The following is a 12,452-nucleotide window of genomic DNA, read 5'->3' as shown; positions in this document are numbered from 1 at the left end:
CCAGTTGTTATCGGTTGATGTTCTAAGAAGCGACGGCGATCGCCTCCTGAAGATCGCTCCACAGGGCCTCGGTTCCCTCGAGGCCGACATGGAGGCGGACGGACCGCGCATGGATGCCGAAGGCATGCGCGGAATTCGGCTGGGCCTTCTGCTGCAGCACCACTTCGCCCGGGACGATCAGGCTTTCGTGGCCGCCCCAGCTGACGCCGAGCTTGAAGAGCTTGAGATGGTCGGCAAAGGCGCGGATATCGACGCCCTCGCGGAAGATGAACGAGAAGAGGCCCGACGTGCCGTTGAGCCCCGCCGGAAGCCGGTTCGCCAGGCCCGGATGGCAGACCGTTTCCACCACATCGAGCTCCTGCAGGCGGCGGGCGATAGTGAGCGCGGCGGCCTCATGCGCCTTCATGCGGATCGGCAGCGTTCTGAGCCCTCGGATCAGAAGCCAGGCATCGAAAGGCGAAAGCTTGCCGCCGAGATAGGGATAGGCTTCCGCCTTCAGCCGCGCGATCATCTCCTTCGAGCCCGCGACGACGCCGGCCACGACATCGCTGTGGCCGCCGAGATATTTCGAGGCAGAATGGATGACGAGATCGACGCCGAGGGTCACCGGCCGCTGGAAAAACGGGCTCGCCCAGCTGTTGTCGATCATCGAAACGACGCCATGCTTCCTGGCGAGCGCCGCCAGCGAACCAACGTCATGAGCCTCCATCACCCAGCTCGTCGGGCTTTCCATGTAGAACACCTTGGCCCCCGGCAGCGCCCTGGCGACGGCCTCCTCGTCGCGGCCGTCGACATAGGTGACCTCGACCTTCATCCGCTTGAGAATGGTTCCGAACAGCCTGAACGCGTCGGGATAGACATGTTTGACCGCAACGATCCGGTCGCCCGGTTCGACGAAGCTCAGGACGGCGGACGAGATCGCCGACATGCCGCTCGCAAAACCGAGCGCATCTTCCGCACCTTCGAGCTTCGCCAGCATTTCCTCGAAGGCCCGCACGGTCGGATTGAGCCCGCGCGTATAGATCGGCCGCACCTTCTCGCCGCGATAGGCGGAGATCATGTCGTCGTAGTCGGAAAAGGTGAACAGCGACGTCTGGAAGATCGGCGGAACGACCGCCTCGGCGAAATTGCCGTCATCATGCGCGGTGATCAGCGAGGCGAGTTCGAACGGTTCGAGGCCGTCTTTCATCTGGACATTTCCTTAATATCTTCCTCGACGATTCCGAGGATCTTCAGTGTCTCGCCCCGCGCCGCCTCGGGATCCTGCGCGACGATCGCGTTGAACAGCGTCCGATGAAACGGGAAGGACCGGCGCGCGAAATCAAAGCGCTCGAACGGATGGCTCCAGAAGCGCTCGAAGGTCCCGCGCATCTGTTCGAGAAGCTGGCGGAAGAGCGGATTGTGGGTGGCGTCGTAGACGGCGAGATGGAAGGCCAGGTCTTCCGGTCCGGACGCGCCCTTGGCGTGGTGGACACGCTCCATCTCTTCGAGCCGCGCCTCGATGATCTTCAGGTCTTCGGCCGTGCGCATCCGCGCCGCGACCATGCCGGCTTCGCATTCCAGCCCGCGCCGCACCTGCAGCGTCTGCAACAGTGCGTCACGCAGGTTCGCCGTGTCGAGGGAAAGCGGCATGTGGATCGTGCGCCGGGAAATCGGCTTCAAGAGATAATTGCCGCTTCCCTTGCGGGATTCGACCACGCCGAGCGCCTGGAACTGGCGGATGGCTTCGCGGATGGTCGAACGTCCGACGCCAAGCGCCGCCATCAGTTCCCGTTCAGCCGGCAGCCGGTCCCCCGCCTTCAGGTCGGCATCCTCCACATAGTCGGCGAGCGCATCGACGACCTGGCGGGCCCGGTCGATCGGCGGCAGCGAGGGGATCAGCGGCTTGTCCATGGCTCTCAAAAAATTGGTCTGACATCTGAGCAATAAAATCTACGCAACGATGCGTGTCAATGCTGCCGGCGGCGATCGGCGGCGATATTGGGGTGGCAATTCCGATCCTCAGGCAGCGGACCCGAAAGTGACCGACCTGAAATCGGCACCGGAGCGGCGGCCGCGGTCACGAGCCACGGTTTTCTCGTCGGGCTCCACCCAATGGGAGCCGACAATGAGGATGATGATCACGCCGGCCCGTGCGGCTTCGGAAGATCGGAAAGGCCGACACGGTGCAGCATTTCCGCCCGCGGCCGGTCGAGCACGGTGAAGCCGCCGCTGCATCGGCATTCTGGACCATATCGAGGATGCGGGGCGCGCCCGGCGGAAATCGGGATGCGGGCCGGCCGAACGGAGGCTTCCAGCTCACTGAGGCACTTCAATTCCGATGTCTTCGGACATTCGTGCCGGCAGGGAAAGTTATCGCCGAGAGGGGCGATGCCCTAGCAGCGGCCTTCCTCCCTCTCGCCGGTTCCGGTCTGCGGCGGTGCGGAGTTGAACCCAGGCCCCAGTTCCTCCCGGCTTCCCGGATGGGCGTCGGGCGGGCTCTGCTCCGTGTCCGAAGGCTGCGGGAAAAGCAGTTGCTCGAGACGGGCTCGGGTCAGGGTCGGGGCAAAACTACGCAAAAATATCATCCTCCGCTGGACGGGCTCCAATCGTGACCAACCGGGCCGCCATCGGCAACGGACTTTGATCGATTTCCCCAACAATGCTGCAACGCGCAGGCCTGCGCCCAATCTCCCGCAGCCGCCGTCGATGGCGATATCGACCGAAACGCCGTGGAGAACTTCGAGCGCCCCCCTTAGGTCTTGAGCGCCTGCCCGATGTTCACCGAGCCCAAGGATCAACTCCATTCAAGATTTCAATCGTCCCAGCGGGGTGATTTTTCGGGATCGATACGACGGTAGCCGCGATCGAGCGTGCGGATCTCGGCCATTTCGGCCGCGTCCAGCACGACGGTGCGGGCCGCGAAATTGGCCTTGAGATTAGCCTCGCTGCCCGAGGCCGGAATGACGATGTGCCCTTCGGCCATCAGGAAGGCGAGCGCGATCGCCGCAACCGTGACGCCGTGCTTCCCCGCGATGCGCATCAGGACGGGGTCGTTCGCGACCTCGCCCTTGGCGAGCGGTTGGTATGCTGTGAGCGGCAGGCCGATCTGCCGTACGTAGGCCGTGAGCTTCGGCGACTGCAGATAGGGATGGATCTCGACCTGGTTGGTGGCCAGAGCGTCCCCGCCGATCAGCGCCCGCGCCTTTTCCAGAAGGGCGATCGGATAGTTGGAGACGCCGATCAGGCGTGCGTATCCCCGCTGCTGCGCCTCGACGAGCGCCGACATATAATCCTCGAAGGGCACCATGTCGCGATGCGACGGCCAGTGGATGAGCAGCAGGTCGACCTGGTCGACGCCGATCGTGTCGAGGCTGGCGCGCACCGACGGCATGAACTGTGCACTGTCGAGGCGGGTGTCGGCAACCTTCGTCGTGACGAAGAAGTCGCCGCGCTTGAGGCCGGAGCGGCGCATCGCCTCGCCGACCGGCCGTTCGGTATTGTAGCTCTGCGCCGTGTCGAGATGGCGGTAGCCGATCTCGATCGCCTTCAAAAGCGCGGCAACGCCTTGGTCTCCGGTCCTGCCGAAGGTGCCGAGGCCAAGCCTGGGGATGGTCCTGTCGCTCATGATCATCCTTTCGTGGCGCCGGCGGTCAGCCCGCCGACGAAGAGACGCTGCATCGAAAAGAACAGAAGCGCGATCGGCAGCGTCATGACGACCGAGGCGGCCATGACCGCACCCCAGTCGGTGTTGAATTCGGTCGAGAACTCCGCAAGCCCGATCGGCAGCGTCTTCACCGAGGAGTCGGTTGCAAAGCAGAGGGCGAAGACGAATTCGTTCCAGGTGGTCACGAAGGCGTAGACGACGACCGCGACGATGCCGGGCGTCGAGAGCGGCAGCGTGATGCGGAACAGGATGCCGAGCCGGGAGGCCCCGTCGATGATCGCCGCCTCCTCCAGTTCCACCGGGATCGCCTTGAAATAGGAGGTCAGCATCCAGACCGAGAGCGGCAGGGTGATGATCATATAGACCAGGATCAGGCCCCAGTAGGTGTTGACGAGGCCAAGCACGCGCAGCGTAATGAACAGCGGCACGATGATCGCCGCCGTCGGCAGAAGCTGGCCGATCAGCACGAAGCTCTGCAGCAGCGGCTTGCCGCGGAAATTGAAGCGGGCGAATCCGTAGGACGCGAAGATCGCCAGGATCAGCGCCAGAAACGTCGAGCCGACGGAGATGATGACGCTGTTGACGAAATAGCGCGGAATGTTGCTCTCGAAGAGCACCTTGTAATAGTTGCCGAGCGTCGGCGTCGCCGGCCACCAGATCGGCGGAACGGTGTAGAGTTCCGGCAGGGTCTTGATCGACGAAACGCCCATCCACAGGAACGGGAAGAGGCAGGCGAACACCACAAGGACCACTCCGAGGATGGTGATCGGGATCGGCAGGCCGATGCGCTTGAGGGTGCTGGCTTCGCTCATTTCGCCTCTCCCGGCGTCGCGGCGAGCGCCTTGATGTAGATGATGACGATGATGAGCGCGACCGCGAAGAACATCACCGAAAGCGCCGCGGCCTGGTTGAACTGGGTGCTTTCGAAGGCGAGCCTGAAGATCTGGATCGGCGTGATCAGCGTGCGGTTGGCAGGGCCGCCGCGGGTGATCGCGTAGATGATGGTGATCGAGTTCAGTCCCCAGATGACCAGGAGCAGGGTCACCGCGACGATGACCGAGCGCACCTGCGGGATCATGATATGGTAGACTTCCTGCCAGAAGTTGGCCCCGTCGACGCGTGCCGCCTCATAGAGGTCGTTCGGGATGGACTGCAGGCCGGCGAGCACCATGATCGCCACGAAGGGAAAGAGCTTCCAGACGTTGATGGCGATCAGGACCGGCATCACCGTGTCGCGGTTGGTCAGCCAGCCGATCGGCTCCGGCATGATCCCGGGTCCGGTCAGCATGTAGTTGATGATGCCGAATTCGGTGTGGAACATCCAGGCCCAGGTGGTGGCCGCGACGATGCCCGGAACCACCCACGGGATGAGCGTGATGGAACGGACGATGCCGCGGCCGACGAAACTCTGGTTGAGCAGGATGGCCGTCGCGGTACCGAGAAGGACCTGGAAGACGATGGAACCGCCGACGAACCAGATCGTGTTCCAAAAGGCCTGCGGCGTTGCACGCGCGGCAAGCACGGCCCGGAAGTTGTTGAGGCCGACGAACTCGCCCTGCCGGTCGGTGACGCTCAGGAGGCCCGTATAGGCAACCGGATAGGCGATGAGCATCGCCAGCACGATCAGCGCCGGCAACACGAAGACAAGGCCCGTCGAATTGCGGTCCATCTCAGGCTCCTTCAGGAATTCGCATGCTGTCCCGCTCCGGAAAGAGGGGGCTTTCCGGAGCAGCGGCTTTCCGGCATTACTTCTGGTCGAGCAGCGCCTGGATTTCCTCAGCGGCGCCGTCCATCGCGGTCTGCACGTCCTCGTCGCCGAGCAGGATGCGCTGGATGCCGTCGAAATAGGCCTGGGTGATCTGCACCCAGTTCTTGTTGTTCGGTACGGCACGCCCGAAGGGCAGCATCTCCTTGAACACGCCAAGGATCGGATCGCTGAAGCGCGGCAGCGACATGGCCGACTTGCGGGCCGGGAAGGTATCTGTCAGCGCGCCCTGGTTGGGCGCTTCCGCCAGGAAGGCGACGAGTTTCTTGGCTTCATCGGGGTTTTTGGCCGATTTCGGCACGACGAAGCTCCAGCCGCCGAGGATGGCGGCCGTCGGCTTGCCCGGCGGATGCGGGATCTGCATCACGCCGATATCGATCTTCGGGTTTTCCTTTCGGATCGAGGCGATGTCGAACTGGCCGGACTGGTAAGCCGCGACCGTCTCGGCGATGAACAGGCGACGGTTCGCCGTGCCGTCGTTTTCGAGCGTCGATGCCGGCGACTGCTTGTTCTTGAAGAAGTCGGTGTAGAACTTGACCGCCGCCACTGCCGGCGGCTGGTTGACGACCGCCTTCTTGCCGTCCGCCGAGATGATGTCGCCGCCATTCATCCAGATGAACGGAAGCGAGCGGAAGATCGTATTGCCCACCTCGCCGCCACCGGTGATGGCGAAACCGGACACCTTGTCCTTCGAAAGCGCCTTGGCGGCCGCGACCAGTTCGTCCCAGGTTTGTGGCGGTTTGCTCGGATCGAGGCCCGCCTTCTTGAATTCTCCCTTGTTGAAGATGACCGCATGGGTCTCGATGCGATAGGGAATGGCCCAGAGCTTGCCGTTCCAGGTGTTGTAGTCGAGCGAGGCCGGGATGTAGTCGTCGCGGTCCTTCAGAACGTCATCGACCGGCAGCACCAGGCCGTTCTGCGCGTAACCGTTCACCCAGGCATGCTGCACGTCGATGATATCAGGCGCCGCGCCCGACTGCAGGGCGGTCAGCACGCGCTGCGGCAGCCCGTCGGTCGTGGTGATCTCGAGCTTGACCTTGATGCCCTGGTTGGCCCGTTCGAACCTGGTGACGAGTTCGCGCGCCCGCGCCTCGTTGAAGTTCGGCGTCCACCAGACGACTTCGCCCGCAAGCGAAACGCCGCTCGCAAGCAGCGTCATTGCGGTGGCCATGACGGCCAATTTCCCGAATTTCATCATCTCCTCCTCCTCCATGCGGCTTCAGCGCCGCCCTCCTTCAGACCGGCGTCAGCCGAATTTCATCGTCAATATGCAGCCTGCCTCGCCTCGAATGTCGCGGCCTTTGCGGAACGCGCAGGTCCGAGCGACGCCGCATTCGCCGCCAGCGCCTTCATGAAACCGATCGTATAGGCATTGCCGGCATGCCAGGGCGCGGGGCAGTCGAGGTCCGGCACGTGGTCGGGCACCATCACGCCGTCGAAACCCTCGTCCCGCAGCACGCGGACGATCTCCGCCATGTCGACGTCGCCGTCGTCGACGAAGCTCTCGACATAATGCGGGACCTTGCCACGCACGTTGCGGAAATGCACGTAGGCGACCGCGCTCCTCCGGGCGAAATGCCGGGTCGTCTCGTAGACGTCGCCCTCGACCATCTCCTGCAGCGAGCCGATGCAGAATTCCAGCGCATTGGCGGGGCTGCGCACGATATCGAGAAGCCGCTCATATTTCGCATGGCTGTTGACGAGCCGGGCATTGCCGCGCAGCCGTTCCGCCGGCGGGTCGTCCGGATGGGCCGCGAGGCGGACATTGGCCTTCTCGGCCACCGGCACCAGTTCCTTGAGGAACCATTCGAGACGCGACCAGAGTTCCGCTTCCGAGACGCGGACCGGCGCCGCGCCCGCCTCCGCCGGGCGATAGCGCATGTTCCACAGCATCCCGTCCGGGATCGGCGCCTGTGCATCGAATTCCTCGCCGAAGAAGACCGCAGTCGTCGCCCCGCCGCGGGCAAGGCGCCTGCGCTGCCAGCCCCAGACGCCGGCGATCGAGAAATTGTAGCCGATGACCGGGATGCCGGCCCGGCCCGCGTCCCGCACCAGCTGTTTCAGGCCATCCATCTGTTCGTGTTTCCGCGGCCCGTCGAGCAGGATGTCCGACCAGAAATTCGGCGACAGGTTTTCCATCGCCGCGACCTTGAGGCCGTGCCTTGCGAGCATCGAGACGACACCCGCCATATCCTCGTAGGTCCAGAGCGGCACGCCGATGCAATCGCCGTTGACCGGACCGACGCCGCCGTCGCGGTAGCTGCCGTTGTCGGCGTTGCGCGCATATTGCGTAAGATGGATGACCACGTCGGCGACACCGAGCTGGCTTGCGAAGCGCGCACCATCCTCCGTCAGATGATCGCCGAAAAGCGTCAGTCCTACCCTCACGCTCGCCTCCCCGATTGATGCCCGGCTTTGCTGCCAGCCAGTTCATATTTGAATGTCATCAATTCGAACTATAACTTGAGCCAAGACGACCGCGTTGTCAATCATTCGCCCGATCACGAGCGCGAGCGGTCCTTCAGGGTTGCGGCGCCGGTCGCAACGCCGCTGGTGTTCATGCTGCCGTCGAACAGCGGCACGTTATAGGGTGCGTAAGGGTAGCGCCCGCAGGCTTCCTCGATGAGCTCGACGCCGAGGCCGGGCGCCGTCGGCGCGAGAATCGCCCCGTCCTCGAACTGCAGCGTCTCCTTCACCAGTTCCTTGCGCCACGGCACATCCACGGAAACGGTCTCGAAGATCGAGAAGTTCGGGATCGCGACGGACATGTGCAGCGTCATCGCGTTCATGACGGGCCCGACCGGATTGTGCGGGGCGACCGGAACCAGGTGATGATGCGCCATATGCGAGATGCGCTTGGTTTCCCCGAGTCCGCCCGCATGCGAGACGTCAGGCTGCAGGACATCGACGGCCTTCTTGTTCAAGGCTTCCAGGAACTTGCCGGGCTCGTACCAGCGTTCGCCGGCCGCAATCGGAACCGGGCTTTTCTCTCGCACGTCGGCCAGTGCGTCGATACTTTCCGGCGGCGTCGGCTCTTCGATCCAGCGAAGATTGTAGGGCGCGAGCTCGCGGCACATGGCGATTGCGGTCGGCACGTTGAGGCGGCCATGAACGTCCAGCATCAGGTCCACGTCCGGGCCCACCGCGTCACGCACCGCCGCGACGATCTCGATCGTCTGCCGGCGCTGCCTGCGGTCCATCTCCAGGTCCGCCACATCGAAAGGGTCCCATTTCAGGGCGCGATATCCCATCGCGACCGCCTTGCGGGCGTTATCGGCATATTGTTCAGGGGTCACGGCCCCGAAGAACCAGTGATTGGCGTAGCACTCGACGCGATCGCGGTATCTGCCGCCCAGCAGCTCGAAAACCGGCACGCCGAGCGCCTTGCCCTTGATGTCGAGAAGTGCAGCCTCGATCGCCCCGAGCGCGGTGCGGAAGACCGCACCCGTGCGCCAATAGGAATCCCGGTGCAACTGCTCGACGATCGCATCGACCTGGAACGGATCGCGGTCGATCAGCACGCGCTCCAGCTCTTCCAGCGCCGAGACGACCGTCTTCGTCTTCCATTCCAGCGTCGCCTCGCCGACGCCCTCGTAACCTTCGTCGGTATAGAGTTTGACGAAGACGAAGTTGGTCCGCGACACGTTCGCGACGAAGACTTTCTGCCTGACGATCTTCATGAGGCCCCTCCCCGGGCGGCTCCCGGCCGAAACCCTATCCGCGCGCCGCGCGAAGCCGCTCGATCGCCTGGAACTGCAGGCTGTCGTCGGCCATCTGCATCAGCTCGATACGATGGCCGTCGGGGTCCTCGATCCAGGTCTGCCAGTTGTTGTCGGCGGCCTTGATGGTCGGGCGGATGCGTTCGATGCCGAGCGCGTCGAGTTCGGTCACCGTTTTCTGGATGTCCGGCACGGCGAGGCAGAGGTGATTGTAACCGACCGCCTCGCGTTCCGCCGCGCGCTCGCCCTCGCCTTCGGGAAACACTTCCAGATACTGGTCGTCGGTGATCCGCAGGTAGACGAGCCAGAGCCGGCCGTCCTTGTCGAGGCGCATCATCTCGGAAAAACCGAGCTTGTTGACGTAGAAATCGAGCGTGCGGTCGATATCCTTGACGCGGATCGCCACATGGGCAATCGAGGAAACGGTCAGCATGGCAGTCACTCCGGGTTAAAGGCGGCCGTATTTGGCATAGACGTCGGCGACATCGCCGCCGGCACGGATTTCGTTGCGGGAGCGGTTTTCGATCCCCATGATCTCTTCGGCCCGGTCGAGCACCGCGCCGACCTTGCCGGCCGGAACGACGACGACCCCATCCATGTCGCCGAAGATCCAGTCGCCGGGATCGACTCGGATCTGCGAGGTCAGCGTCCCGGTGACCGAGATCGGCACTTCGATGCCGCTGATGCGGGTGCGCTTGCGGGATTCGATCGGTGAGAGATAACGGGTGAAAACCGGCCAGTTCTCCATGCCCATCAGGATGTTGCCGTCGCGGATGCCGCCGTCGACGACGACGCCGACGGCGCCCTTGGCTTTCGATCCGGTGCTCATCAACTCGCCCCAGTGGCCGGCCTTGCGCTCGCCGGCCGCGGAAATCAGCACCACGCAGCCCGCATACATGCGGCGGAAGAAGGTGAAGGTCTTCACCTCCTCGTTGTCGTATTCCTCGTCGGTGCGCACATCCAGCGCGCAGGCGACGGTAAAGGCGGGACCGGCGATCCGCATGCCCCGGTCGAGCGCGCGGATATCGAGGTCCATGCACTGATTGGGCAGGCCCATCTCGTCGAGAATGTCGTAGACGGCAGCGGTATAAAGCTTTTGAAAACGCGCGGCCGTGGCCGCGATCGCCGCGGTATCCCTCTCCATGATGCCTGCCTCCTCCAGCAGAAACCCTGTCGCAACACCTGCGGATCGATCGCCTTCAATGTGTTGCTTATCCATATTTGAACTTCCAAAGTTCAATAATGCATGATAAGGAGATAAAAAATGGAAAGTCAACGGCGAAGATATGCATGGACCAGATGAATGATGCCGGTGCGGCCAAACACACCATTCCCGTCATCGACCGGATGATGGACCTGCTGGCCGCCCTCGAACGCAGGCCGAACGGCGTCACCATCCGCGAGCTGACCGCCGTTCTCGGCCTGCCCCGCACCACGGTCTACCGGATCGTCAACACGCTGCAGGGGCACGACATGGTCCGCCGCGACGATGCCGGCGCCTATCACCTTGGGCGGCGCCTGCTGAAGCTTGCCTCGCATGTGGTCGCCAGCGTCAGCGACATCGACCTTGCCGCCTTCGCCCAGCCTTTCCTCGACAAGCTTTCGGCCGACCTCGGCGAGGGTACCAAGCTCTCCGTCATCGATCCGGAAGGAATACTGGTGCTCGCCGCCTCGCAGGGACGTCGGGAATATGCGCTGACGGTGGCGCCCGGGCAGCGCATGCCGATCCAGGCCGGCGCCGCGAGCAAGATGCTGCTGGCGCACCTGCCGCCGGACGAACTGGCGGCATGGCTCGCCAAGCCGCTGATCGCCTTCACCTCGAAATCGATCACCGATCCGAAGCGGCTGATGACGGAACTGACCCGCATAAGGCGTCTTGGCTGGGCGCAGGACCGCGGCGAGAACGCACCCAGCATCCACGCTTTTGCCGCCCCCGTGTTCGACCGGTCCGGAAGGCTGGTCGCGGCCATCAGCGTGCCGTTCCTCGCCGGCGCCGAACCGAGCCGCATGGAGGAGATCCGCATCGCCGCGATCGACGCGGGGCGGGCGATGAGCGAGGCGATGCCTGTCTGACGGCGCGAAAACAAAAAACTCCGGGAGGAAGAATGAAGATTGTCGATCTCAAATGCGCGGTCATCGGCAAGAGCCCGATCGTGCGGATCGTTACCGACGATGGCATTTCCGGTTACGGACAGGCAGAGACCTGGAAGCCCTATCTCAAGACGCATATCCTGGCCTTCCGCGACGCGCTGATCGGCGAGGACCCGACCAATGTCGAGCGCGTCATGCTGAAGATCCGCCAGCGCGGCGGTTTCAAGCCCTGGGGTTCGGCCGTCAGCGTCATCGAGATGGCGCTGTGGGACGTGGCCGGAAAGGCGGCCAACCTGCCCGTCTACAAGCTCATCGGCGGCAAGGTGCGCGATCGCGTCCGCGTCTATAACGGCTCGATCCGCTTCCCGCTCGCCGACCACCGCCCCGAAGACCTTGCGGACGACCTGAAGAAGATGATGGCCCTGCCGGAGGGTTTCACCATCATCAAGCAGCCGATCGGCTTCCACTCGCCGATGAAGCGGGAAGTCGAGAATTTCTATTACCATGAACCGAATGCCGGTCCTTTCCACGGCGCGCTCGATCGCGGACCGATCACCGAAAAAGGCCTTCGGCATTTCGTCGATTGCGTCGCGGCGATGAAGGAGGTCGCCGGGGACAGGATCGGCCTGGCGCTCGACTGCGGTCCGGGCTGGATGCTGCCGGACGCGATCCGGCTGGTGCGCATGCTGGAGCCTTACAATCTTCTCTGGATCGAGGACCTCTTGTCCGGGGACTATACGCCCTGGGTCAATGCCGGCGTCTATCGCGAGCTCACCCGCATGAGCACCACGCCGATCCATACCGGCGAGCAGATCTATCTGCGCCAGAACTTCAAGGAACTGATCGAGGGACAGGCCGTCAACGTCGTCGGGCCGGACCCGGCCGATGTCGGCGGCATCGCGGAACTCAAGTGGATCGCCGAATACGCCGACCTGCACTCCATCCTGATGGCGCCGCACGGCACCGCGAACGGGCTGCTCGGACTTGCGGCGCTCATCCAGGTCTCCGCCACGCTGCCCAACAATTTCATCGCTTTCGAATATACGACCGGCGATCCGGACTGGTGGTACGACATCGTCGACGGCCTGCCGGAGACGATCGTCAGGGACGGGTTCATCGACGTCATCGACCGGCCCGGCATGGGTGTCGACCTCGTGCCGGAAAAGGCCAGGCGCTACCTCGCCGATGACGACCGGACATTCTTCGACTGACGCCCTCAACGCAATCGAGC

General features: G+C 63.6%; 12 protein-coding genes. 2 read left to right on the top strand and 10 right to left on the bottom strand.

The window, feature by feature from the left end; all coding sequences use genetic code 11:
- Positions 1-22: 22 nt before the first annotated feature.
- The 10 genes from DMO26_RS00930 to DMO26_RS00875 all read right to left on the bottom strand — a co-directional run bounded on the left by DMO26_RS00930 (position 23) and on the right by DMO26_RS00875 (position 10,274).
- The gene (locus tag DMO26_RS00930) at positions 23-1,189 is read right to left on the bottom strand and encodes a PLP-dependent transferase (protein WP_117190141.1); all 1,167 of its coding nucleotides are present in this window, start codon (positions 1,187-1,189) and stop codon (positions 23-25) included.
- Positions 1,186-1,893, bottom strand: coding sequence for a FadR/GntR family transcriptional regulator (locus DMO26_RS00925; RefSeq protein ID WP_117190140.1), 708 nt, complete (start codon positions 1,891-1,893; stop codon positions 1,186-1,188). The genes DMO26_RS00930 and DMO26_RS00925 overlap by 4 nt, the downstream gene beginning before the upstream one ends.
- 901 nt (positions 1,894-2,794) lie before the next feature.
- The gene (locus tag DMO26_RS00910; RefSeq protein ID WP_117190501.1) at positions 2,795-3,607 is read right to left on the bottom strand and encodes an aldo/keto reductase; all 813 of its coding nucleotides are present in this window, start codon (positions 3,605-3,607) and stop codon (positions 2,795-2,797) included.
- A gap of 2 nt (positions 3,608-3,609) precedes the next feature.
- Complete coding sequence (locus DMO26_RS00905; RefSeq protein ID WP_117190137.1) at positions 3,610-4,458, bottom strand: carbohydrate ABC transporter permease; 849 nt, start codon at positions 4,456-4,458, stop codon at positions 3,610-3,612.
- Positions 4,455-5,315, bottom strand: coding sequence for a carbohydrate ABC transporter permease (locus DMO26_RS00900; RefSeq protein WP_117190136.1), 861 nt, complete (start codon positions 5,313-5,315; stop codon positions 4,455-4,457). The genes DMO26_RS00905 and DMO26_RS00900 overlap by 4 nt, the downstream gene beginning before the upstream one ends.
- Positions 5,316-5,391: 76 nt before the next feature.
- Positions 5,392-6,609, bottom strand: a complete 1,218-nt coding sequence (locus DMO26_RS00895) for an ABC transporter substrate-binding protein (protein ID WP_226951141.1) — start codon at positions 6,607-6,609, stop codon at positions 5,392-5,394.
- A 65-nt stretch (positions 6,610-6,674) separates the two neighbouring features.
- Positions 6,675-7,799: a mannonate dehydratase gene (locus tag DMO26_RS00890; RefSeq protein WP_117190135.1), complete on the bottom strand. Its 1,125-nt coding sequence runs from the start codon at positions 7,797-7,799 to the stop codon at positions 6,675-6,677.
- Positions 7,800-7,912: 113 nt separating this feature from the next.
- The gene (locus tag DMO26_RS00885; RefSeq protein WP_117190134.1) at positions 7,913-9,091 is read right to left on the bottom strand and encodes a mandelate racemase/muconate lactonizing enzyme family protein; all 1,179 of its coding nucleotides are present in this window, start codon (positions 9,089-9,091) and stop codon (positions 7,913-7,915) included.
- Positions 9,092-9,125: 34 nt separating this feature from the next.
- A complete protein-coding gene (locus tag DMO26_RS00880; RefSeq protein ID WP_117190133.1) occupies positions 9,126-9,563 on the bottom strand; it encodes a VOC family protein in 438 nt (145 codons plus the stop codon).
- 15 nt (positions 9,564-9,578) lie between these two features.
- Positions 9,579-10,274 (bottom strand): RraA family protein, encoded by a 696-nt coding sequence (locus tag DMO26_RS00875; RefSeq protein WP_117190499.1) that lies wholly within the window; start codon positions 10,272-10,274, stop codon positions 9,579-9,581.
- A gap of 146 nt (positions 10,275-10,420) precedes the next feature.
- Between DMO26_RS00875 and DMO26_RS00870 the strand changes: the two genes are divergently transcribed.
- Together DMO26_RS00870 and DMO26_RS00865 are read left to right on the top strand one after the other, a co-directional pair.
- Complete coding sequence (locus DMO26_RS00870; protein ID WP_226951140.1) at positions 10,421-11,203, top strand: IclR family transcriptional regulator; 783 nt, start codon at positions 10,421-10,423, stop codon at positions 11,201-11,203.
- Between the two features lie 32 nt (positions 11,204-11,235).
- On the top strand, positions 11,236-12,432 hold the full coding sequence (locus DMO26_RS00865) for a mandelate racemase/muconate lactonizing enzyme family protein (RefSeq protein WP_117190132.1): 1,197 nt from the start codon (positions 11,236-11,238) through the stop codon (positions 12,430-12,432).
- Positions 12,433-12,452: the final 20 nt, after the last annotated feature.

Origin of the sequence: Rhizobium terrae (assembly GCF_003425685.1) — a bacterium.
Lineage (GTDB): Bacteria > Pseudomonadota > Alphaproteobacteria > Rhizobiales > Rhizobiaceae > Neorhizobium > Neorhizobium terrae.
The sequence above is the reverse complement of the archived record's forward strand: the minus strand, read 5'-3'. Positions and strand labels throughout refer to the sequence as shown.

Bases quoted from the DNA above. Each gene is read 5' to 3' on its own strand.
- DMO26_RS00880 (WP_117190133.1), bottom strand. From the start codon at position 9,563: ATGCTGACCGTTTCCTCGATTGCCCATGTGGCGATCCGCGTCAAGGAT.
- DMO26_RS00905 (WP_117190137.1), bottom strand. From the start codon at position 4,458: ATGAGCGAAGCCAGCACCCTCAAGCGCATCGGCCTGCCGATCCCGATC.
- DMO26_RS00885 (WP_117190134.1), bottom strand. From the start codon at position 9,091: ATGAAGATCGTCAGGCAGAAAGTCTTCGTCGCGAACGTGTCGCGGACC.
- DMO26_RS00870 (WP_226951140.1), top strand. From the start codon at position 10,421: ATGGACCAGATGAATGATGCCGGTGCGGCCAAACACACCATTCCCGTC.
- DMO26_RS00865 (WP_117190132.1), top strand. From the start codon at position 11,236: ATGAAGATTGTCGATCTCAAATGCGCGGTCATCGGCAAGAGCCCGATC.
- DMO26_RS00900 (WP_117190136.1), bottom strand. From the start codon at position 5,315: ATGGACCGCAATTCGACGGGCCTTGTCTTCGTGTTGCCGGCGCTGATC.
- DMO26_RS00930 (WP_117190141.1), bottom strand. From the start codon at position 1,189: ATGAAAGACGGCCTCGAACCGTTCGAACTCGCCTCGCTGATCACCGCG.
- DMO26_RS00875 (WP_117190499.1), bottom strand. From the start codon at position 10,274: ATGGAGAGGGATACCGCGGCGATCGCGGCCACGGCCGCGCGTTTTCAA.
- DMO26_RS00895 (WP_226951141.1), bottom strand. From the start codon at position 6,609: ATGATGAAATTCGGGAAATTGGCCGTCATGGCCACCGCAATGACGCTG.
- DMO26_RS00925 (WP_117190140.1), bottom strand. From the start codon at position 1,893: ATGGACAAGCCGCTGATCCCCTCGCTGCCGCCGATCGACCGGGCCCGC.
- DMO26_RS00910 (WP_117190501.1), bottom strand. From the start codon at position 3,607: ATGAGCGACAGGACCATCCCCAGGCTTGGCCTCGGCACCTTCGGCAGG.